Annotated in this window: 21 protein-coding genes, 1 pseudogene and 1 other annotated feature; of the genes and pseudogenes, 20 read left to right on the top strand and 2 right to left on the bottom strand. The window is 47.8% G+C overall.

Annotated elements, in window-relative coordinates:
• Positions 1 to 162: 162 nt before the first annotated feature.
• The 10 genes from OCV68_RS07025 to argF all read left to right on the top strand — a co-directional run bounded on the left by OCV68_RS07025 (position 163) and on the right by argF (position 9,726).
• Entirely contained in the window at positions 163 to 1,398 is a 1,236-nt protein-coding gene (locus tag OCV68_RS07025; protein WP_147622643.1) for an argininosuccinate synthase, read from the top strand.
• A gap of 200 nt (positions 1,399 to 1,598) precedes the next feature.
• A complete protein-coding gene (locus tag OCV68_RS07020; protein WP_022474226.1) occupies positions 1,599 to 2,174 on the top strand; it encodes a hypothetical protein in 576 nt (191 codons plus the stop codon).
• Positions 2,175 to 2,194: 20 nt separating this feature from the next.
• Positions 2,195 to 3,580, top strand: coding sequence for an argininosuccinate lyase (gene argH, locus OCV68_RS07015; RefSeq protein ID WP_262571742.1), 1,386 nt, complete (start codon positions 2,195 to 2,197; stop codon positions 3,578 to 3,580).
• A 58-nt stretch (positions 3,581 to 3,638) separates the two neighbouring features.
• The gene (argC, locus tag OCV68_RS07010; RefSeq protein ID WP_394803500.1) at positions 3,639 to 4,586 is read left to right on the top strand and encodes an N-acetyl-gamma-glutamyl-phosphate reductase; all 948 of its coding nucleotides are present in this window, start codon (positions 3,639 to 3,641) and stop codon (positions 4,584 to 4,586) included.
• Between the two features lie 100 nt (positions 4,587 to 4,686).
• Positions 4,687 to 4,875, top strand: a complete 189-nt coding sequence (locus OCV68_RS07005) for a type II toxin-antitoxin system HicB family antitoxin (RefSeq protein WP_394803499.1) — start codon at positions 4,687 to 4,689, stop codon at positions 4,873 to 4,875.
• Between the two features lie 81 nt (positions 4,876 to 4,956).
• Positions 4,957 to 6,186, top strand: a complete 1,230-nt coding sequence (gene argJ, locus OCV68_RS07000) for a bifunctional glutamate N-acetyltransferase/amino-acid acetyltransferase ArgJ (protein ID WP_262571738.1) — start codon at positions 4,957 to 4,959, stop codon at positions 6,184 to 6,186.
• Positions 6,187 to 6,257: 71 nt separating this feature from the next.
• A complete protein-coding gene (gene argB, locus OCV68_RS06995; protein ID WP_147622638.1) occupies positions 6,258 to 7,121 on the top strand; it encodes an acetylglutamate kinase in 864 nt (287 codons plus the stop codon).
• A gap of 30 nt (positions 7,122 to 7,151) precedes the next feature.
• A complete protein-coding gene (locus OCV68_RS06990; protein WP_147622637.1) occupies positions 7,152 to 8,324 on the top strand; it encodes an aspartate aminotransferase family protein in 1,173 nt (390 codons plus the stop codon).
• A complete protein-coding gene (locus OCV68_RS06985) occupies positions 8,324 to 8,779 on the top strand; it encodes a GNAT family N-acetyltransferase (RefSeq protein WP_262571735.1) in 456 nt (151 codons plus the stop codon). Before OCV68_RS06990 ends, OCV68_RS06985 begins: the two co-directional genes overlap by 1 nt.
• Positions 8,780 to 8,814: 35 nt before the next feature.
• Positions 8,815 to 9,726, top strand: a complete 912-nt coding sequence (argF, locus tag OCV68_RS06980) for an ornithine carbamoyltransferase (protein ID WP_262571733.1) — start codon at positions 8,815 to 8,817, stop codon at positions 9,724 to 9,726.
• 784 nt (positions 9,727 to 10,510) lie between these two features.
• Here the strand turns inward: argF and OCV68_RS06975 are convergent.
• A complete protein-coding gene (locus tag OCV68_RS06975; RefSeq protein ID WP_262571730.1) occupies positions 10,511 to 10,888 on the bottom strand; it encodes an MntP/YtaF family protein in 378 nt (125 codons plus the stop codon).
• Between the two features lie 43 nt (positions 10,889 to 10,931).
• Here OCV68_RS06975 and OCV68_RS06970 point away from each other — a divergent pair, with 43 nt between their 5' ends.
• The 3 genes from OCV68_RS06970 (at position 10,932) to OCV68_RS06960 (ending at position 12,790) form a co-directional block, all read left to right on the top strand.
• Complete coding sequence (locus tag OCV68_RS06970; RefSeq protein WP_262571728.1) at positions 10,932 to 11,231, top strand: hypothetical protein; 300 nt, start codon at positions 10,932 to 10,934, stop codon at positions 11,229 to 11,231.
• The gene (locus OCV68_RS06965; RefSeq protein WP_262571725.1) at positions 11,222 to 12,190 is read left to right on the top strand and encodes a biotin--[acetyl-CoA-carboxylase] ligase; all 969 of its coding nucleotides are present in this window, start codon (positions 11,222 to 11,224) and stop codon (positions 12,188 to 12,190) included. The genes OCV68_RS06970 and OCV68_RS06965 overlap by 10 nt, the downstream gene beginning before the upstream one ends.
• Before the next feature lie 87 nt (positions 12,191 to 12,277).
• Positions 12,278 to 12,790: a ferritin-like domain-containing protein gene (locus OCV68_RS06960; RefSeq protein WP_178086135.1), complete on the top strand. Its 513-nt coding sequence runs from the start codon at positions 12,278 to 12,280 to the stop codon at positions 12,788 to 12,790.
• A gap of 3 nt (positions 12,791 to 12,793) precedes the next feature.
• Here OCV68_RS06960 and OCV68_RS06955 read toward each other — a convergent pair whose 3' ends face one another.
• On the bottom strand, positions 12,794 to 13,189 hold the full coding sequence (locus tag OCV68_RS06955) for a secondary thiamine-phosphate synthase enzyme YjbQ (RefSeq protein ID WP_147622632.1): 396 nt from the start codon (positions 13,187 to 13,189) through the stop codon (positions 12,794 to 12,796).
• A gap of 1,407 nt (positions 13,190 to 14,596) precedes the next feature.
• On the opposite strand from OCV68_RS06955, the gene OCV68_RS06950 reads away from it, so the two are divergent.
• From OCV68_RS06950 to OCV68_RS06920, 7 genes and pseudogenes are all read left to right on the top strand, one after another.
• Positions 14,597 to 16,036 (top strand): lipopolysaccharide biosynthesis protein, encoded by a 1,440-nt coding sequence (locus OCV68_RS06950; RefSeq protein ID WP_262571721.1) that lies wholly within the window; start codon positions 14,597 to 14,599, stop codon positions 16,034 to 16,036.
• Entirely contained in the window at positions 16,023 to 16,598 is a 576-nt protein-coding gene (locus OCV68_RS06945; protein WP_262571719.1) for an ATP-binding cassette domain-containing protein, read from the top strand. Before OCV68_RS06950 ends, OCV68_RS06945 begins: the two co-directional genes overlap by 14 nt.
• Positions 16,595 to 16,868, top strand: a pseudogene (locus tag OCV68_RS06940) (metal-sensing transcriptional repressor). Before OCV68_RS06945 ends, OCV68_RS06940 begins: the two are co-directional and overlap by 4 nt.
• 163 nt (positions 16,869 to 17,031) lie before the next feature.
• Complete coding sequence (locus OCV68_RS06935; protein ID WP_022474208.1) at positions 17,032 to 17,589, top strand: biotin transporter BioY; 558 nt, start codon at positions 17,032 to 17,034, stop codon at positions 17,587 to 17,589.
• A 97-nt stretch (positions 17,590 to 17,686) separates the two neighbouring features.
• Positions 17,687 to 17,926, top strand: a binding site (T-box leader).
• Positions 17,927 to 17,986: 60 nt separating this feature from the next.
• Positions 17,987 to 19,060, top strand: a complete 1,074-nt coding sequence (locus OCV68_RS06930) for an ABC transporter substrate-binding protein (RefSeq protein WP_262571717.1) — start codon at positions 17,987 to 17,989, stop codon at positions 19,058 to 19,060.
• A gap of 22 nt (positions 19,061 to 19,082) precedes the next feature.
• Positions 19,083 to 19,988 carry an ABC transporter permease gene (locus OCV68_RS06925; protein WP_022474206.1) on the top strand — a complete coding sequence of 302 codons (906 nt, stop codon included), beginning with the start codon at positions 19,083 to 19,085 and terminating at the stop codon, positions 19,986 to 19,988.
• A 1-nt stretch (position 19,989) separates the two neighbouring features.
• The gene (locus tag OCV68_RS06920; RefSeq protein WP_262571714.1) at positions 19,990 to 20,763 is read left to right on the top strand and encodes an ABC transporter ATP-binding protein; all 774 of its coding nucleotides are present in this window, start codon (positions 19,990 to 19,992) and stop codon (positions 20,761 to 20,763) included.
• Positions 20,764 to 20,886 lie beyond the last annotated feature (123 nt).

Here is a 20,886-nt window from a genome sequence, read left to right as displayed (position 1 = left end):
ATATTCATTATTTAAGCTTAAAAGATGAATATTTTGCGTAAATCGGATAAAATATGCAAATAAGTCTTGACATTTGCGCCAAAGGGTGTATAATAAATATCAGTAACCCGACATTGCACTTTGAGGAGTGCAGTGCAAAAAAATAAACGGAGGTACACTAAAATGGCAGTTAATAAGGAAAACATCAAAAAGGTCGTTCTCGCTTATTCCGGCGGTCTCGACACTTCTATCATTATTCCCTGGCTCAAGGAAAACTACAACAACTGCGAGGTAATCGCTGTTTCCGCTGACGTTGGACAGGGCACCGAGCTTGACGGCCTCGAGGAAAAGGCTAAGAAGACAGGTGCTTCCAAGCTTTACATTGAGGATCTTAAGGAAGAATTCATTCAGGATTATATCTACCCCACCGTTCAGGCTGACGCTATCTACGAGGGCAAGTACCTCCTCGGTACCTCTTTTGCACGTCCCATCATCGCAAAGAGAATTGCTGAGATCGCTATTGCAGAGGGTGCTGACGCTATCTGCCACGGCTGCACCGGTAAGGGCAACGACCAGGTAAGATTTGAGCTTGCTATCAAGGCTTTTGCTCCCGATATGGCTATCATCGCTCCCTGGAGAGAATGGTCCATCAAGTCCCGTGACGAAGAGATCGACTACGCAGAGGCACACAACATTCCTCTTAAGATAACCCGTGAGACCAACTACTCCAAGGATAAGAACATCTGGCACCTTTCCCACGAGGGTCTTGACCTTGAGGATCCCGCAAACGAGCCTCAGTACAACAAGGAAGGCTTCCTTGAGCTGGGCGTATCTCCCGAAAAGGCTCCCGATAAGGCTACATATGTAACTATCCACTTTGAAAAGGGTATCCCCACCGCTGTTGACGGCAAGAAAATGAACGGTGTTGAGCTGGTTTCCACCCTCAATAAGCTCGGCGGCGAGAACGGTATCGGTCTTGTTGACCTGGTTGAGAACCGTCTCGTTGGTATGAAGTCCAGAGGCGTTTATGAAACACCCGGCGGAACTATCCTTTACAGAGCACACGAAGCTCTCGAGACTCTCTGCCTCGATAAGGAGACCGCAAGGATCAAGTCCTACCTTTCCATCAAGTTTGCTGATATCGTTTATAACGGTCAGTGGTTCTCTCCTCTCAGAGAGGCTATGTCCGCATTCGTTACCGAGACTCAGAAGACTGTTACAGGTGATGTTAAGCTCAAGCTCTACAAGGGCAACGTTATCAACGCTGGCGTTACATCTCCCTACACCCTTTACGATGAGGAAGTTGCTACATTTGATGAGGATCACGTTTACAACCAGGCTGATGCAGGCGGATTCATCAATATCTTCGGTCTTCCCACTCACGTTAAGGCAAAGCTTGACCAGAAGCGTGGCAAGTAATTAAAAATAACCCGTAATATATATGCTGTTTATGCCCGAAATCCACGTTTCGGGCATACGCAGTTATATTAGTTTTTTCAGGAATAAATTTCCACAGTAAAAATCGGCATATAAGGGAACAATATTATATGCAGGACGATACCTGATTTTTGTATTTAACTGGTATTAGAATAAAAAGAACAAAGAAAGTCGGTAACAATATGAATTTTAAAATACGAAATCTCCTTGCGGCGGCAATGGCATTTGTTATGATGATAAGCCTTACCGCCTGCAGTAGCGATAAACAGAAGAAATACGAGCAGCTGAAAACAGATATCGTAGGTGTTTGGTGCGATATCGACGGCCCCGAGTATTTCGAGAATGAGGGCAACCCCTATTACAAGCTTTACGAGTTCACCTCCGAGGGCGGTCTTATCTATCACACACCCATGGCAATGGGCTCCGTTTATACGGAAGATACCTACGAGATAAGCGATGATTTCCTTACCGTAGGCAACGGCGCCAAGTGCCGTATCGAGATAGATAATGACGTTCTTACAATGATATATAACGGCGGCTCTTCCCAGTACAGAAAAATGAGCATGGAAGAGGTTTGCAACTTCGGTGTTTACTATATTGATGCCGATAATTATCAGAAGCAGCTGGATTATCTTGGTCTGCTTTACGGTACCGATTCAGAGGGACACAAGCTCAATGAGGACGGCAGCATAAGAGAAGAAACATCGGCAAATGCTTCAGATGCTTCAACATCAGAAGGAACTTCGGCAGCAGAATGATTTGAAAGGAATGAAATAAAATGGCTAAGATGTGGGCAGGACGATTTTCCAAGGAGGTCGATGAGAAGGTCAACGACTTCAACTCCTCCATTTCCTTTGATGCAAGAATGTACAGGCATGATATAAGAGGCTCTATGGCTCATGCGCAGATGCTGGGTGAGCAGGGCATTATTGAAAAGCACGAGAGCGAAAAGATAATCGAGGGACTTAAAGGCATACTTGCCGACCTTGACAGCGGTGCGCTCCACTTTGACCCAAATGCTGAGGATATCCATATGTTCGTTGAGCAGGTGCTCACCGAAAGACTGGGCGACACAGGCAAGAGACTTCACACCGCACGAAGCAGAAACGATCAGGTGGCACTTGATATAAAGTTCTACCTTAAAGACGAGTGTGACGAGATATCCAAGCTCACCTATGAGCTTATCGAGACCCTTATCGCCACAGCTCAGGAGCATTATGACACCGTAATGCCCGGATATACCCACCTCCAGAGAGCGCAGCCCGTCACCTTTGCACACCACATCATGGCATATGCACAGATGCTCACCCGTGACCTTGGCAGACTGGCTGATACCAAGAAGAGAATGGACAGAATGCCTCTCGGCTCCTGTGCGCTGGCCGGCACTACATATCCCCTTAACAGAAAGCGCACAGCTGAGCTGCTGGGCTTTGAGGATATCACCTACAACAGCCTTGACGGCGTTTCCGACCGTGACTACTGCATAGAGCTGGCAAGTGCCGTTTCCATACTCATGATGCACCTTTCAAGATTTTCCGAGGAGATCGTTATGTGGTGCAGCTGGGAGTTCAAGTTCATCGAGCTGGACGACGCTTATTCCACAGGCTCCTCCATTATGCCCCAGAAGAAGAACCCCGATATCACCGAGCTTATCAGAGGAAAGACAGGAAGAGTTTACGGCGACCTTATGACCCTGCTTTCCATGATGAAAAACCTTCCCCTTGCCTACAACAAGGATATGCAGGAGGATAAGGAAGCTATATTTGACGCAATCGACACCGTTAAGCTCTGCCTATCCACATTTATCCCCATGTTCAGAACTATGACCGTTCTCAAGGACAATATGAGAAAGGCTGCCGCAAAGGGCTTTATCAATGCCACCGACTGCGCAGACTATCTTGTTAAGAAGGGTATGCCTTTCAGAGACGCTTACAAGATAACAGGCACACTTGTTGCAAGATGTATCGAGCTTGACACCACCCTTGAAGACCTTGACATCAAGGAGTACAAGAAGCTCACCGATGTATTTGACGAGGACGTTTACAAGGCTATCAACCTTGAGACCTGCGTAATGCAGAGAAATGTTGACGGCGGCCCTGCTCCCGAAGCTGTTGCGAGACAGATCGAGCAGCTGAAAGCGGAACTCAGAAATTATAATTTCTGAAAATCATAATTTCTGAAAACTACAGTTTCTGACTGCATTTTTGAAAGGAAATAAGAAAATGTCATACAAGATTTTTATAGACGGCAAAGAGGGAACCACAGGTCTGCGTATAGCTGACCGTTTCAAGGATCGCAGCGATATCGAGATACTTGAAATTCCCGAGGAAAAGCGCAAGGACACCGAGGAGAGAAAGAAGTATATAAACGCTTCCGATTACACATTCCTCTGCCTGCCCGATGCAGCGGCTGTTGAAGCCGTTTCACTGGTGGAAAACGACCACACCAAGATAATCGACGCTTCCACAGCTCACAGAACCAATCCTGACTGGGTATATGGTCTGCCCGAGCTTTCAAAGGAGCAGAGAAGCGCAGTTGCGGCATCAAAAAGAACTGCCGTTCCCGGCTGCTATGCCAGCGGCTTCAACTGCCTTATGTACCCCATGGTAAGATCGGGTATGCTGGCTCCCTATCACCCTGTTATCTGCCACGCAATTTCAGGCTACAGCGGCGGCGGCAAGAAGCTTATCGCAAGATACGAGGACGAGAACAGAGACTTCCAGCTTGCCAGCACAAGGGCATATTCCCTTGGCAAGACCCACAAGCATGTCAAGGAAATGATGGCAGTTTCGGGACTTTCCTATCCCCCTGTTTTCTGCCCCATAGTAGGAGATTTCTATAACGGTATGCTGGTAAATATTCCCATCCAGCTGAGAACCATGGCAAGAAAGGTCACGGCTCACGATGTATGGGAAATGCTGTCCGAGCATTATGCAGGCGAGCATTTTGTACAGGTAATGCCTTTCGGCGCTGAGGGAATGCCCGAAGCTTCCGAGCTTTTCTCCAACACCGTTGCGGATACAAATATGCTGAGAATTTTTGTTTACGGCAATGACGACCACGTTCTTCTCTGCTCCCAACTTGATAATCTGGGCAAGGGCGCATCGGGCGCAGCAGTTCAGTGCATGAACATTATGATGGGCATTGACGAGAGAACGGGACTGGAATAATTGATAAAATCATCAGTATTCAGCCTGATGGCTCAAAAGCAAAGCTTTATTCTTATAAGTAAAGCAGAGCAGGAATATAATTCATAAATACGAAGTCATTTTGTACCGGAGCGAAGAAGACGGAAAATATATCGCAGAGGTTCCCGAGCTTGCAGGCTGCATGGCTGACGGTGGATCAATGCTTTCCGCTCTTGAAAATGTTCACATCGTTGTTGACGAGTGGATAGAAACTGCTGAGCTTCTTGGCAGGGAAATACCTAAGCCAAAGGGAAAGCTTGCTTTTGCATAAAAGAAACAATATGAGATATGCTTGAAAAAATTCGGCAAAACAGATAATAACGAAATAAACTTATAAAAGAAGGTCACTGATATGGATTTTAAGATCATCGACGGCGGTGTTTGCGCCGCAAAGGGATTCAAGGCAAGCGGCGTTTACTGCGCCATAAAGGAAAATCCCACTAAGAAGAATGATATCGCACTTATCGTTTCGGACGTTATGTGCAATGCGGCAGGCGTTTATACCTCCAACAAGGTAAAGGGCGCTCCTGTTGTTGTTACAAAGAAAAATCTTGAAAAATCAGGCGGAAAGGCAAAGGCAGTTATCGTTAACTCCAAGAATGCCAACACCTGCAATGCCGACGGCGAGGAAAAGGCTGAGAAAATGTGCAGCCTTGCTGCCGATGCTCTGGGAATAAAGCCCGAAGAGGTCATCGTTGCTTCCACAGGCGTTATCGGTCAGGTGCTGCCCATTGAGCCTATCGTTAAGGCAGTTCCCCGGCTGGTGGAGAAGCTTTCCTACACAGGCAATGTTGAAGCGGCTACCGCAATAATGACCACAGATACCGTCAAGAAAGAATATGCCGTTGAGTTCGATATCGGCGGCAAGGTTTGTCATCTGGGCGGCATGGCAAAGGGCAGCGGAATGATACACCCCAACATGGCTACCACCCTTAACTTTATCACCACCGACTGTGCCGTTTCCGCACCTATGCTGCAGAAAGCACTTTCCGAGATAGTTAAAATTACATACAACTGCCTTTCCGTTGACGGCGACCAGTCCACCAACGATACCTGTATGCTGATGTCAAACGGTCTGGCAGAAAATGCCGAGATAGCAGCAGAGGGCGCAGAGTTCGATACCTTCAAGGCTGCTCTTTATCAGGTAATGGCAAACCTTACAAGAATGCTTGCAAAGGACGGCGAGGGCGCAACAAAGCTCCTCACCTGCATATGCTCCTCCGCACCTGATCTTGACACTGCAATAATCGTTGCAAAGAGTGTTATCCGTTCACCGCTGTTCAAGTGCGCAATGTTCGGCGCTGACGCAAACTGGGGACGTGTCCTCTGCGCAATAGGCTATGCCGAGGCTGATTTTGATATCAACAAGGTAGATGTTGACCTTGGCTCAAGAGCAGGACGCATTGCAGTGTGCCGCAATGGCGCAGGCGTTGATTTCTCCGAGGACGAGGCAAAGAAGATACTCACCGAGGACGAGATCGAGATATACATCGAGCTTAATGCAGGCGATGCAAAGGCTACTGCATGGGGCTGCGACCTTACATATGACTATGTTAAGATAAACGGAGATTACAGAAGCTGATAAGGATATTTATTATCAGCGTGCGGTGCAGGCTCATGTCCCGGGCAGCATAAATAAAGGAGAGTTATTCAATGGAGAACAGCATTTCAAATGAGATACGTTCGCAGGTGCTCATAGACGCCCTGCCCTACATACAGAAGTACAACGACAAGATAGTCGTTATCAAGTACGGCGGAAACGCTATGACCAATGATGAGCTGAAGGATGCAGTAATGAGCGATATCGTGCTCCTTAATCTGGTCGGCATAAAGACAGTTCTCGTTCACGGCGGCGGCCCTGAGATAAACGATATGCTCAGACGTGTGGGCATCGAGAGCAAGTTCATAAACGGCCTCAGATACACCGACGAAGCTACCGTTGATATCGTCAAGATGGTGCTTGCGGGCAAGGTAAACAAGGAGCTTGTTTCTCACCTCATACAGCACGGCGGCAAGGCTCTCGGTATGTGCGGCATTGACGGACAGATGATACTCTGCCACAAGATAGAGGGCGATGTTGACCTTGGCTTTGTCGGCGAGATCGACAAGGTGAACACCACACCTATCCTTGACGCACTTGAAAAGGGCTATATCCCCGTTATCTCCACTGTTGCCTGCGATGAAAAGGGACAGACCTACAACATAAACGCAGATACCGCAGCTGCAAGAATTGCCGCAGAGCTCAGAGCGGAGAACCTTATCCTTATGACCGATATCGTGGGACTTCTCAAGGACAAGGACGACAGCTCCACCCTTATCCCCAGCGTTCAGGTCAGTGAGGTGCCTTTCATGAAGAGACAGGGCATCATCAGCGGCGGCATGATACCCAAGATCGACTGCTGTGTTGAAGCCGTAAGAAGAGGCGTTCACAAGACCTGCATCATCGACGGCAGAGTAAAGCACTCCATTCTTGTTGAGCTGCTTACCAGCCAGGGCATCGGTACACAGTTTATCTGATACGGCAACACACTGAAAGGAATGATATAAATGTCCGAAACAATAGAAAAATTCAACAAGCACGTTATGCAGACCTACGGCAGGCTGCCTATAGTTCTGGAAAAGGGTCACAATGACGACGCTGTTGACGAAAACGGCAAGAAATACATAGATTTCGGAAGCGGCATCGGCACCAACTCTCTGGGCTACTGCAACGATAAGTGGGCTGACGCTGTGTGCGCACAGGCAAGAGCTATCCAGCACACCTCCAACTATTTCTACACCAAGGTGCAGGCTGATTTTGCCGCAAAGCTCTGCGAGCTTACTGGCTATACCGATGTTTTCTTCGGAAACTCGGGCGCAGAAGCAAACGAGTGCGCTATCAAGCTTGCAAGAAAATATTCCTTCGATAAATACGGCAAGGGAAGACACACCATCGTTACCCTTGTGAACTCATTCCACGGCAGAACTCTCGCTACCCTTTCCGCAACAGGCCAGGACGTGTTCCACAACTACTTCTTCCCCTTTGTAGAGGGCTTTGTGAACGTTCCTGCCAACGATATCGATGCTCTCAGAAAGCTTATCGCCGAGGATAAGACGATCTGCGCAGTTATGTTTGAGTTTGTTCAGGGCGAGGGCGGAGTAAATCCCCTTGATAAAGCCTTCGTTGACGAGATATTCAAGCTCTGCGGAGAAAACGATATCCTTACAGTTGCCGACGAGGTTCAGACAGGCGTTGGCAGAACAGGTGCGATCCTCACCTCCATGAGATACGGCGTAAAGCCCGATATAACCACACTTGCAAAGGGAATAGCAGGCGGCGTGCCCATGGGTGCTTGCCTTGCCGATGAAAAGTGTGCGGGAGTGCTTGTAAAGGGCACTCACGGCTCCACATTCGGCGGAAATCCCCTTGCCTGCGCAGGCGGAAACGTGGTTCTTGATACAGTTTCCTCCGAGGGCTTCTGCGACGAGGTCATCGCCAAGGGCGAGTATTTCAGAAAGAAGCTGGCAGAGATACCCGAGGTCGAGGGCGTTGACGGCATGGGACTTATGCTGGGCGTTCGCCTTAAAACCAAGAAAGCGGCAGATATTCTTTCCGCCGCAGCCGAAAACGGACTGCTTATCCTTACCGCAAAGGAAAAGCTCCGCTTCCTGCCCCCTCTCACCATCACCTATGAGGAGATAGACAAGGGCATGGAGATACTTAAAAAGCTGCTGGCGTAATGACTGTCAGGCTTCTTACCATATCCGACTATGACGATATCTACAGCCTGTGGCTCTCATGCAGCGGAATGGGGCTTAACGATATCGACGATTCCCGCCAAGGCGTAGAGAGATTTCTGAAAAGAAATCCCGAGACCTGCTTTGTTGCCGTTGAAAACGACGCAGACGGCGAAAGCATCATCACAGGCGTTATCATGGCAGGAAACGACGGCCGCAGGGGATATATCTATCACACCGCAGTCCGTCCCGAATACAGGCATCGGGGAATCGCTTCGGAGCTTGTAAACAAGGCTGTAAGCGCTCTTGAAGCCCGGGGGATAGCCAAAGCGGCTCTGCTGGTGTTCGGCAGAAACACAGGCGCCAACGCTTTCTGGGAGAAAATGGGCTTTACCGAAAGAAATGATATAATCTACCGCAACAAATCCCTCACCGAAATAGTGAGGATCGATACGTAAATAAATTCAAAACCAATATACAGGAGGCATATAAAATGAAAAATCTTCTTAAAATGTCCGACCTTTCAAGGGAGGATATCATCGAGATCCTGAACCTTGCTGACCAGCTCAAGTACGAGCTGAAGCACAACATTCCCCACCGCCACCTTGAGGGCAAAACTTTGGGTATGATCTTCCAGAAGTCCTCCACACGTACCCGTGTTTCCTTTGAAACAGGTATGTACCAGCTGGGCGGAAACGCACTCTTCCTTTCCTCCCGTGACCTCCAGATAGGCAGAGGCGAGCCTGTTCAGGATACCGCCCGTGTCCTCTCCCGCTACCTCAACGGCATAATGATCCGTACCTTCGAGCAGAAGGAAGTGGAGGACCTTGCAAACTATGGCAATATCCCCATAATCAATGGTCTTACCGACTATTGCCACCCCTGCCAGGTGCTTGCCGACCTTATGACAGTAAGAGAGTATAAGGGTCAGTTCGACGGACTGAAAATGTGCTACATAGGCGACGGAAACAATATGGCAAACTCCCTTATCGTCGGCGGTCTTACCGTTGGCATGGAGGTTTCCGCAGCTTGCCCCGAGGGATATCACCCCGACAAGACCGTTCTTGACTTTGCAAAGAACTACGAGGGCAAGTTCACACTTACCGCCGATCCAGTTGAATCAGCAGCAAATGCAGACGTTATCTTCACCGATGTCTGGGCTTCCATGGGTCAGGAGGGCGAAGCAGCTGAGCGCCGCAAGGTGTTTGAGGGCATTTATCAGATCAACGATAATGTTATGGCTGCCGCAAAGCGCGACGCAATGGTACAGCACTGCCTGCCTGCACACCGTGAGGAAGAGATCACCGCAAAGGTGTTCGAGGCTCATGCAGAGGAGATATTTGACGAAGCAGAGAACCGTCTCCATGCACAGAAGGCTGTTATGGTCAAGCTGATGAAGAACTGAGAAATATCATAATAACAATAAAAGGGACTGTTGCACATTGCAGCAGTCCCTTTTCGTTTAATACTAATCCCCATACTAAGCACCAATTAAAAACTATACAAAAAACTGAGCATAATCTTGCGTATATGGATTATGCGATGATTTTTTGTCTATAGTTTTATTGGTGATTAGTATCAATCAACCTATAGACAAATCCTCGGCTTTGTCTATAGAACGATTAAAGATTAGTATAAGCGAGCATTCGATTACGCACTTTTATAAAAATCAACACAAATAAGCACAAGGTAAATGGGTTAGGTCAAGCCTTTTTAAAAAATTAACATTGTTATTTTGAGATCATACCCATTATTTCGCCTTGCGATGCTAAAATAGCGCTAAAAATTGTGGGCAAGTATGTAAATTGTGTGAACACCACGCTGATATGGGGGTAATAACGAATAAAGTTCTGCAAATCAATATAATTTTTTTGATTAACGAAAAATGGTGCGGAATTACAGGGATAATTCCGTATCTGACAGAGAAAGTTCGGCTACATTTAAGTAACAATGTTCATATAATTGTTACGTGTCAAACAGGCGGTATCCGATGCTGAAATATCTTGTTCATAAATTCTGGGCGCTCAATATTTCTGACAGGGTGGGTATTAAGTGAGTTAATATAAAAAGTTGCATATATTCACAAAAAATTATCAAATACAAAATAAGAATTGTGTATAATAATATGAGCGGTGAGAAAACATTTAAATTTAGTTTAATCATATACGGTCAATACCTAAAGATTGAGTTTATATTATCACTGCAAGTATTATCAGCATTATCCCACCTATCCTGCCTGCAGGAAAGCCGAGGATACGGCGGTCGGACAGAAATTTGCCCGCAGCCGTTCCCAGAGCAATGGCGGCAAGCCCGAATAATAGCGACAATATGAATATGGGCAGGGGAGATATTCCCGCAATTCCCGCACTTATCCCCGTGAAAAACGAGTCGGCTGAAAGGGCTGTGCCCATGAAAGCTCCCTCGGCGGCGGATATCACCTTGGAATTGTCCTTGTCGGCGGCGGAGGGGTCTGTCATGACTTCGGCGCAGTCGGGAAAGCAGCTGCGGCGTTTGTCCTGCTTTTTTGCAAGGATATCGCCGAAAAGTGTGCGGATACCGATAAACAAAAGAACTGCTTTTGAGATATATACGGCTACGTCAAGGGGCAGTATGCTGTCAGCAGCAGCAGATAATACCACCGACAGCCACAGAACGGCGGCTCCCGCAAATGCAGCTGTGAGCGCCGATATCAGAGAGAATTTTATCCCTGCGCTGCGAATGCCCATGGCGGCAGCGAATATGTCGGCGGAAGTTGCGGCGGCAAGAAGTATAAGCTCCGTATTATCACCTCCCGGATCATGTTATGCTGCGGGAGATGACTGTGTTACCGTGAAAACATTCGGCAGATATGCCGTTAAAAACATTATGATGATAAAGTTAGTGAAAGGAATGATTACGCAATGGCATTAAAAGACAAGGTACTTGAAATTCTTGAAGACAACCGTGGCAGAAGCGTATCAGGCAACAAGATAGCCGTATCGCTGGGAATGACAAGAAGTGCAGTTTGGAAGGCTGTAAAGCAGCTCCGTGAGGAGGGCTACACCATCAATGCCGTTACAAACAGAGGATACTGCCTTACCAGCGACAATGACATTCTCAACGAACCCTCTGTAATATCCTTCCTTGAAACAAAGGAACTGGGCAGAAAGATGGATATATTCAAGTCCATCGACTCCACAAACAATTTCGCCAAGAGCCTTGCACAGCTGGGCGCAGTGAACGGTCATACCATCATTGCCGAGCAGCAGACAGCAGGCAAGGGCAGAATGGGCAAGAAATTTTATGCTCCCAACAATCAGGGCATTTACCTCAGCGTTATCGTCCGTCCTCAGCTCTCGGTGGAGTATGCGCTGATGATAACCTCATGTGCGGCTGTGGCTGTTGCCGAGGCTATTGAAAAGGTAAGCGGACTCAGATGCGGCATCAAGTGGGTCAACGACCTTTATTCCAACGGTAAGAAGCTCTGCGGTATCCTTACCGAAGCGGCTATCGGCGTTGAGCAGGGCGGCCTTGAGTATGCGGTCATCGGTATCGGAATCAACGTGTCCAACACAAGCTTCCCCAAGGAGCTTGAGGACATTGCCACAAGTATCTGTGCCGAGACAGGCAAGAACGTCAACAGAAGCCAGCTGGTTGCTGAGATACTCAACAGACTGGAAGTGCGTCTGGGCGATATCTGCACCAAGGAGTTCCTTGACGATTACCGCAAGCGCTCTATCATCATCGGCAAGCGCATAATCATCACCAGAAACGACGTTTCCGAGACTGTTCAGTGCGTTGACATCGACAATCTTGGCAAGCTTGTTGTTCGCAGGGACAACGGCGAGGAAGTGGCTCTTTCCACCGCCACTATCACTCTTCTCGACTGATATTCTTATCGCCTATCGTCGATAAGGAACATATAAAAAACGGCCTCCGCATAAGATATCATAAGATATTTTATGCGGAGGTTTTTTATGAATACAATTATTACTGCGGACAGCTCCCCCTATCCCCCCGTAAAGGTAACCAGGGAGAATGTGCGCTTTGCGGCGCAGCTGAGCAGCGCTTTCGGCGGCAGCGGGGGAGAGTTCGGCACTATTGCGGAGTATGTTTTCCAGAGCGTGATCTTCCGCAGCACCTATCCCGAATATGCGGATATATTCGGCAGGATAGCCATGGTCGAGATGCGACACCTTAATATGATAGGCGAGCTTATGAAGCTGCTGGGGCTTCCGCCTGTTTACGGCGAGTATGAAAACGGGGTGCCGTCTTACTGGAACGGCACATTCCCCGATTACACCGACGACCTTGCCTCCGCCATACTTCACGACCTTGACGGAGAGCAGAAAGCATATTCGGCGTATGTCTCATTGTCACGCCGCTCGGGGGACAGGTACGTCTTTGCAGTGCTTTCCCGCATTGCCCTCGATGAGATGATACACGTAAACCTGCTCAGAGGAATGCTTGCAAAGCTGAGGAAAGCCTGAGGCTTAACCCTCCATTATCTTCACAATGACCTCTCTGCTGCGGGGACCGTCGTACTCGGCAAAATATATGCCCTGCCATCTTCCCAGCAGGAGCTTTCCGCCGCTGATGATAACGGTGACGCTTGAGCCTGTCATAAGCGCCTTCATATGTGCGTGGGAGTTGCCCTCAGCGTGACGGTATTCGGGGCGGTCGGGGCTGGTTATGTTCATGGCATAGGTAAGGTCACGGACAACATCGGGGTCGGCATTTTCATTTATGGTGATGCCCGCCGTGGTGTGCGGGCAGAAAACAACGCATATGCCCTCCTTAACGCCGCTTTCGGCAACAAGACTTTCCACATCACGGGTGATCTTAATAAAGCCTTCTTTTGGTGTTGACAGCCTCAGTTTCGACAGCATTTTCAAAGTCCTCCTTATATAATTATACAGTAGCCTGATCTGTAATACTAATCTTTAATCGTTCTATAGGTTGATTGAGGATTAGTATAGGATAAGTATAGCATGATACCCTGTACTTTTCAATCGGGAATGGAAAATATTTTTCCGTGTTTTTCTCCCTGCTTTCATAATTTCAACACATTCGCCCTGTATAATAAAGGCATGGTAAGGGAAATGAGGCAGGCGGAGAATACCCCTCTCTCCGCAGATCGGCTTCAAACCTTTTTCATCTCTCTCCTTTTTATTATGTACCCGTTGTCGGCAGCCGCCGATAACGGACTACATTCCCCTAACAATGCAAGCGCTTTCCTGCAAAGTTTTCAACGATTATAACGCTTGCGAGTTTGATCTCTGAAACAATAGGATATCAAAATATTTTTTACAGCTGTCCGCAGCGGTGCGGATATGCAGGCATCTTCCACGATACTGCGGGCGGCACCCAATATCTCCTCCACCCTCCTTGTGGAGTAATATATATTATTTCATCTTATATCCCTCATTTCGGCGTCCTTGCAGCGGACGCCTTTTTTATTTATGGGAGCATATGACAACGATGAGGGAATTTCGACTAATTTAAAAATCAGCACAAATAAGCACAAAGGTAAAGGGTTTAGGAAGTCCACTGAGGGCAGAGCCATCTGGTCGCTGTTGCCGCAGTGGTAAACTACGTTTACCTGCCAAATCTTCTTTTCATTTTTATAAAGTCCGTACCTAATGCAAAGGAGACACCACCGGGTGGGAAGTATTAACCAAAGGTTAATTATACTAATCACCAATAAAACTATAGACAAAAAATCATCGCATAATCCATATACGCAAGATTATGCTCAATTTTTTGTATAGTTTTTAATTGGTGCTTAGTATTAAACTAAAGCAAGGGCAAAAAACGGCATTCCCCTTCCCCCTGATGGTTTCTCCGTGGCTTTGTAAAAGGCAAGCACTCATCTCTTCCTTGAACCCCTATTCCCTACCGTTTTTTATTCCCCCACATTTTGCTTGCCGCCGGAGACCGGACCCCATTCATCTATTTGTACCTTTTTCTATAGCTATGTTTACGGGTTTGGGTTTCACTCAGTTCTTTTATTTGTATTTCTTTGGTTATTTGGTAAGCAATTTTATAAAAGTGTTCATTACCTTGTGTTATCAAATTTTATTGGTGACATCGAGTATCTGCTGTTTGTTTTGCTTAACTCTGCGGTGTGGATTGGTCATATTGTTCGTTGCTCTTATTTGTGCTGACTTTTTAGTAAGCACTTAACCTGTGCGATTTTATCGCTGTTAAAAATTTTGTTTGGCTATTCCATTTTTGAAAAAAGTATGATATAATATATCTATATGTAAATTACAACGATTTTCGGGAGAACGCCAATGAATAAATATAAAAAGCTGTTCGGAAATACTCTCGTTTTTGCTGTCGGCTCATTCGGTACAAAGCTGCTGGGATTCCTGCTGGTAGCCCTCTATACCCGTGTAATGAGCGAGGGCGAGTATTCCACTGTTGACCTTATCTATCAGACTGTTAATATCCTCGTCCCGCTGGTAACGTTCAGTATGTCCGATGCCGTTATCCGCTTCGGTATGGATAACGAGTACGACCACCGCAAGGTTTATACCTGCGCCAACCTGTGCGTGCTTTTCGGCATGACCGTGTTTATGCTGTTCACGCCGCTGGTGTCAAAGATAAACACCATAGGCGATTACAGCTTCCTGCTGTATATCTATTGCTATTTCTCATGCTTCAGGCAGATAGCCTCCCAGTACGTCAGGGCAAGGGGTTATGTAAAGCTCTTTGCGGCGGACGGCATATTCTCCGTCCTCACTCAGGTAATATGCAACCTGGTTCTTCTGCTTGGCTTCAAGCTTGGCGTTACGGGATATATTCTGTCTATCGTTATTTCCGATGGACTTTCCCTCTGTATGCTTACCCTTATCGCAGGACTCAACAAGTCGCTGGATACGTCGTTCATCAGTCCCAAGCTCATCAGGGAGATGCTTAAATTCTCCGCCCCCCTTATCCCCACATATCTGCTCTGGTGGATAACCTCCGCTTCCGACAGATGGTTCATCGTGGGCATGATAGATGCGGATACCAACGGAATATACGCCGTGGGCAACAAGCTCCCCACACTGCTCATGCTGGTAACGACTATCTTCTATCAGGCGTGGCAGATGTCCTCTATCGAGGAGCGTGACAGCCGCTATATCGGCAAGTTCTATGAAAATGTGTTCGGCGCATATTCATCGCTGCTGTTCATTGCCGCTTCGGGTCTTATAATGCTCTGCAAGCCTCTTACCATTGTGCTCACAGGCAAGGGCGACGACAGCGGGATAACCAGCTTTTTCAGCGCATATAAGTTCACTCCCATTCTTATCGTGGCGATGATATTCCAGTGCTTCTGCCAGTTCCTTTCGTCCATTTACACCACAAGAAAGAAGTCCATGAACTCTTTCAAAACAGCACTTGTGGCAGGTATCCTGAACATCGTCCTCAACTGGCTCCTTATTCCCAAGTTCGGCGTGTGGGGAGCAGCCATTGCAACGGCGTCTTCCTATTTTGCCTGCTTTGCGGTCCGCATATTTGATGCCCGAAAGATAATCTTCTTCCGTGTGGATTATATCAAGCTTATCGTTAACACCGCCATAATCATAATCATGTGCGTTATCATGGCAAAGCAGCCCGCCGTTTACTGGCTGGGACTTATCCTTGGCTTTGTCGTAATGACGATCTATAACTTTGATGCTATCGTAAAGACCCTCCGCAAGTTCTTTTCAAAGGGAAAAAAGAGGCGCCCCAATGCGGCTCGATAACATCTGCAAAAGCTACGGTGAAAAGGCCGTGCTGAAAGACTTTTCCGCCGTCTTTGCAAACGGCGGATTTTCATGGATAATGGGTGAATCGGGCTGCGGAAAGACCACTCTCCTGCGCATTATCGCAGGACTGGAGGACTTTTCGGGCAGCATTTCACAAGTGCCCTCAGGCGGCATCTCCATGGTGTTTCAGGAGGACAGGCTCTTCGGAGCGCTGAGCGCCCTTGAAAACTGCGCCCTTGTGTCGGATAAAAGCGGCTGCGAGATACGCAAAATGCTCATATCCACAGGGCTTTCGGAAGATGATATCACCCGCCCCGCAGAAGTCCTCTCAGGAGGAATGAAGCGCAGGACAGCCATTGTCCGTGCCATGTGCCGCAGCTGCGGTATATTGCTTATGGACGAGCCTTTCAGGGGCATTGACAGCGAAAACAGGATAAAAACAGCCGAAATGATAAGCCACATCAGCGGGAAAACGGTCATTGCCGTTACCCATGACGTCACGGATACAGAGCTTATCGGCGGAAGCGTACTGCATATGAAAAAGGAGATATTTGAATGAAACAGTGTATGGATTCGGAAAACCTGCACCACAGGCTCAAAAAATAATCGGACAGGTGCAGGCTATAGACAGAATGATAGATGAGGACGTTCCATGCGAGGACATACCGGCTCAGATAAACGCAGCCAAGTCCGCACTTCACGGCTGCGGAAAGGTGGTTCTCGAGGTCATATCAAGCACTGCGTCCGTGACGGCATAGAGCATGGCGACGCCGACAAGACCATCGAAAGCTTTACCAAGGCGGTCGAGAGATTTTCCAACATGGGCTGATTTTTTTTGCCTTTTGCCAAAGGCAAATATTATAAAAATGTAAAAAGCGGGAATATTGTACACTTGAAATCGAATTACGGTTGACAAGTGCCATTGCCTGTGCTAAAATAAAACCATAAGATAAACGTTTAGCTTGATTACGATTTGGAAAGATGGTTTTAAAATGGAAGAGAATAAAAAGAAAAAGATATCCACTAAAGATATGGTGCAGATAGCTATGTTCACCGCAGTGGTGGCAGTGCTTTCTCAGATAGCTATACCTATGCCCTCGGGCGTTCCCGTTACACTCCAGACGCTGGCTGTTGCCCTCTGCGGATATGTGCTGGGCAGCAAAAAGGGAGCGGTCTCCCTGCTGGTGTATGCACTTCTGGGTGCTGTGGGCGCACCTGTGTTCGCTAACTTCAAGGGTGGTCTTGGCGCTATAGCAGGCCCTACAGGCGGCTTTATATGGGGCTTTATCTTCATGGCGTTCCTGTGCGGTCTGGGCATCGAGTCAAAGCACAAGTGGCTGGCTGTGGTGCTTGGCATTGCGGGCGTTCTTGTGTGCCATGCCTGCGGAGCGGCTCAGTTTGCCATAATCAAGGGCAATGGCTTCTGGTCAAGCGCACTGCTGGTTTCCGTGCCTTATCTTGTAAAGGATTTTGTATCGGTCATCATCGCTCTTGGCGCAGCTGCCCTTATCAGAAGCAGAATAAAGGTAACTGCTGCGGCAAATCAGTAAGATGTTCACAAAAAGTTTACCCGAAATCCTGTGATTACTGTGAAAAGTCCCCCTTGACAAATGAAAATAATAGTGGTATTATTTAACCAATAAATAATTTAAACCGTTGATTGAGAGTAGTATCATCGGAAGGTCGTTTTAAGAGAGCCGCAGGCGGTGTGATTGCGGCAGCGGACGTCGGTGTGAATGGACTCATGAGGGCAAACTGAGCCGTAAGGTTAGGGGAGACGCAAGACCGTGCGTTATTCGGTGCGTGTATGTTAGTACATTGCAGCTTGAGAGGCGTAATTTTACGCAATTTGGGTGGTACCGCAGGAAATGATCTCCTGTCCCATTTTTATGGGGCAGGAGTTTTTTATTTTATTAAGGAATGGTTTTTGAGAAAGGATGTTTTATTATGAAAAAGATGAGATCATTATCAGCAATTCTGGCAGCAGCTCTTGCACTTACAGCTTTTGCAGGCTGCGGCGCAACAGATAACAGCAGCACTACCGATAACGCTTCCGACAACACAAGCGCAGCAGACAATGCCGAGACCGTCGCTTCCGATGAGGCTGTTTCCGAAAACAGCTACAAGATAGGCGTTATCCAGTACGGCAGCCACCCCTCACTCGATAACTGCTTCTCAGGTATCGAGCAGGCACTTACCGAGTCTGACCTGGAGCTTACCATTGACAGACAGGACGGCAACTTCGACAGCGCTACCTGCGATACCATTGCAAAGAACATGGCTGCAAAGCAGTACGATATGATATTCGCTATCGCAACCCCCGCAGCAGTTTCCGCATTCGCAGCTACCGCAAATACCGATATCCCCGTTATCTTCTGCGCAGTTTCCGACCCCGTTGCAGCAGGCCTTGTTGAGGATATGAATGCTCCCGGCGGCAACTGCACAGGTACCTCCGATATTCTTGATTTCAGCGCTCAGCTTGATCTTATCCAGGCTCTTCAGCCCGAGGTAAAGAAGATAGGCGTTCTTTATACCACCAGTGAGGCAAACTCCGTTTCTCAGCTTGCAAGCCTCAGAGAGGCTGCCGATCCCAGAGGCATTGAGATCGTTGACCAGGGCGTTCAGGGCGCTGCCGATGTTCCTCAGGCTGCCGCTTCCCTGGTAACAAAGGTTGACTGCGTAAATAACTTCACCGATAACAACGTTGTAAGCAACCTTACCGTTCTTCTCGAGCAGGCAAACTCCGCTAATATCCCCGTTTACGGCTCCGAGATCGAGCAGGTGATCAACGGCTGCATGGCTTCCGTTTCCATTGACTATGTGGCTCTCGGAAGAGCAACTGCCGATATGGGCATAAGAGTTCTCGGCGGCGAGAGCGCAGGCACTATCCCCGTAGGAAAGATCTCCGACGGTACCGCTGTTGTAAATACTGAGGTAATGGATAAGTTCGGCATCACCCTCCCCGACAGCTATGCAGATGCTGAAAAGGTAACTTCCGCCGATAAGGAAGACGCAGAATAATTGTAAAGAGGTTTGAACGTTTATGGATATATTGCTGAACATTTTCCGTGTCACTCTTGAAGAGGGGCTTATGTATGCGCTGCTTGCAATGGGCGTGTACATCACATACAGCATTCTTGACTTTCCCGATCTGTCCGTGGACGGCACAATGCCAATGGGCGCAGTGGTAACAGCAGTGCTCATCATCGCAGGAGTAAACCCATGGCTCTGCCTGCTTATCTCCTTTGTGCTGGGTATGCTTGCGGGAACGGTAACGGGTCTGCTGCACGTAAAGCTGGGTATCCGCCCCCTTCTCTGCGGAATTATCGTTTATACAGCAATGCTGTCCATAAACCTGGTAATACTTTTCAAGGGAAATAACGGCATCACTGTTGCATCGTTTTTCAGAAAGCCAACTATTTTCAACTCCGGAATAGCAGCTTCCCTGCCCGCCGAGTGGAGAATAACCATTATCTCGCTGATACTTGTGGTGATATTCAAGATAGCAATGGACTTTTACCTTGAGACTAAATCGGGACTTCTCCTGAGAGCCGTGGGCGATAACGAGAAATACGTTACCATGCTCGCAAGAGACCCCGGCAAGGCAAAGATACTGGGACTTGCCATAGGAAACGGCTTCGCATCACTGGCAGGCTGCGTTATCGCACAGGCTAAAGGCTCTGCCGACCAGCAGATGGGCGTCGGAATGGTAGTGCTGGGGCTTGCCTCCGTAATAATCGGTCTCAGTATCTTTAAGAACGTAAAGTTCATGAAGCCCACCACAATGGTAATCCTTGGAAGCCTGCTTTATAAGGCTTGCCTGACCATTGCGCTGGCGCTGAACCTCCCCACCGAGTACCTCAAGCTCCTGATGGCAGTGCTTTTCACCATTGCACTGGTGTTCAGCGAGAAATTGCCCGTAAAAAACAAGCTGAAAAGGAGTGCGTGATATGCTGGAGCTTAAAAATATCAATAAGGTCTTTAATATAGGCACAGTTGACGAAACAGTCCTTTTCAATGACTTTAATTTCACCGTGGAGGACGGGGAGTTCGTCTCCGTCATAGGCTCCAACGGAAGCGGAAAAACAACCCTGCTCAATCTGGTCTGCGGAACCATGATGCCCGAAAGCGGCTCCGTGATATTCGGCGGAAAGAATATCACCAAGCTGCCCGAGCATAAAAGAGCTGCAACTATCGGACGGGTTCTCCAGGACCCCAGAATGGGAACCTGCGGAAACCTGACAGTGCTTGAAAATATGGCGCTGGCGGATAATAAGAATAAAATGTTCGGACTGGGCGCAGGCGTAAATAAAAAGCGTACCGATTATTATAAGTCGCTGCTGGAGACCTGCGGAATGGGTCTGGAAAACAGAATGAACGTCCCCGTAGGAAACCTCAGTGGCGGTCAGAGACAGGCTATAGCACTGATAATCGCCTCAATGACGGATATCGACCTGCTAATACTTGACGAGCATACCGCAGCACTTGACCCCAAATCCTCCGAAACACTGATGAAGATAACCGATAAGGTGGTAAAGGAGAAAAAGGTCACAACATTGATGGTAACACATAACCTCAGGTTTGCAGTGGAATACGGCAGCAGATTGGTAATGATGCACGAGGGAAAGTGCGTTATGGACTTAAAGGGCGAGGAAAAGAAGAACGCCAAGGTCGATGATCTGCTTTCGGTATTCAACGAGATAAGCATAGAATCGGGAAATTGAGCATAAGCATAAGTAAAGATGGAGCTGTTGCACAGGATGCAGCAGCTCTGTTTTTATATAAGCGTGTATAGCACAAAAAATTCCGCACAAATAAGCACAAGGCAAAGGGTTTAGGTCAGGCCT

The organism is Huintestinicola butyrica (assembly GCF_025567215.1).
GTDB lineage: Bacteria > Bacillota > Clostridia > Oscillospirales > Ruminococcaceae > Huintestinicola > Huintestinicola butyrica.
Note: the sequence above shows the minus strand (reverse complement) of the source record. Positions and strands in the feature narration are given on the sequence as shown.

Excerpts from the sequence above, each read along its gene's own strand:
- OCV68_RS06955 (WP_147622632.1), bottom strand. The coding sequence starts at position 13,189 with ATGCTGTCGAAACTGAGGCTGTCAACACCAAAAGAAGGCTTTATTAAG.
- OCV68_RS06970 (WP_262571728.1), top strand. The coding sequence starts at position 10,932 with ATGCTGTCAGCAGCAGCAGATAATACCACCGACAGCCACAGAACGGCG.
- OCV68_RS06930 (WP_262571717.1), top strand. The coding sequence starts at position 17,987 with ATGAAAAAGATGAGATCATTATCAGCAATTCTGGCAGCAGCTCTTGCA.
- OCV68_RS07020 (WP_022474226.1), top strand. The coding sequence starts at position 1,599 with ATGAATTTTAAAATACGAAATCTCCTTGCGGCGGCAATGGCATTTGTT.
- OCV68_RS06935 (WP_022474208.1), top strand. The coding sequence starts at position 17,032 with ATGGAAGAGAATAAAAAGAAAAAGATATCCACTAAAGATATGGTGCAG.
- OCV68_RS06985 (WP_262571735.1), top strand. The coding sequence starts at position 8,324 with ATGACTGTCAGGCTTCTTACCATATCCGACTATGACGATATCTACAGC.
- OCV68_RS06945 (WP_262571719.1), top strand. The coding sequence starts at position 16,023 with ATGCGGCTCGATAACATCTGCAAAAGCTACGGTGAAAAGGCCGTGCTG.
- argH (WP_262571742.1), top strand. The coding sequence starts at position 2,195 with ATGGCTAAGATGTGGGCAGGACGATTTTCCAAGGAGGTCGATGAGAAG.
- argF (WP_262571733.1), top strand. The coding sequence starts at position 8,815 with ATGAAAAATCTTCTTAAAATGTCCGACCTTTCAAGGGAGGATATCATC.
- argB (WP_147622638.1), top strand. The coding sequence starts at position 6,258 with ATGGAGAACAGCATTTCAAATGAGATACGTTCGCAGGTGCTCATAGAC.
- argC (WP_394803500.1), top strand. The coding sequence starts at position 3,639 with ATGTCATACAAGATTTTTATAGACGGCAAAGAGGGAACCACAGGTCTG.
- OCV68_RS06925 (WP_022474206.1), top strand. The coding sequence starts at position 19,083 with ATGGATATATTGCTGAACATTTTCCGTGTCACTCTTGAAGAGGGGCTT.
- OCV68_RS06965 (WP_262571725.1), top strand. The coding sequence starts at position 11,222 with ATGGCATTAAAAGACAAGGTACTTGAAATTCTTGAAGACAACCGTGGC.
- OCV68_RS06950 (WP_262571721.1), top strand. The coding sequence starts at position 14,597 with ATGAATAAATATAAAAAGCTGTTCGGAAATACTCTCGTTTTTGCTGTC.
- argJ (WP_262571738.1), top strand. The coding sequence starts at position 4,957 with ATGGATTTTAAGATCATCGACGGCGGTGTTTGCGCCGCAAAGGGATTC.
- OCV68_RS06990 (WP_147622637.1), top strand. The coding sequence starts at position 7,152 with ATGTCCGAAACAATAGAAAAATTCAACAAGCACGTTATGCAGACCTAC.
- OCV68_RS06920 (WP_262571714.1), top strand. The coding sequence starts at position 19,990 with ATGCTGGAGCTTAAAAATATCAATAAGGTCTTTAATATAGGCACAGTT.
- OCV68_RS06960 (WP_178086135.1), top strand. The coding sequence starts at position 12,278 with ATGAATACAATTATTACTGCGGACAGCTCCCCCTATCCCCCCGTAAAG.
- OCV68_RS07025 (WP_147622643.1), top strand. The coding sequence starts at position 163 with ATGGCAGTTAATAAGGAAAACATCAAAAAGGTCGTTCTCGCTTATTCC.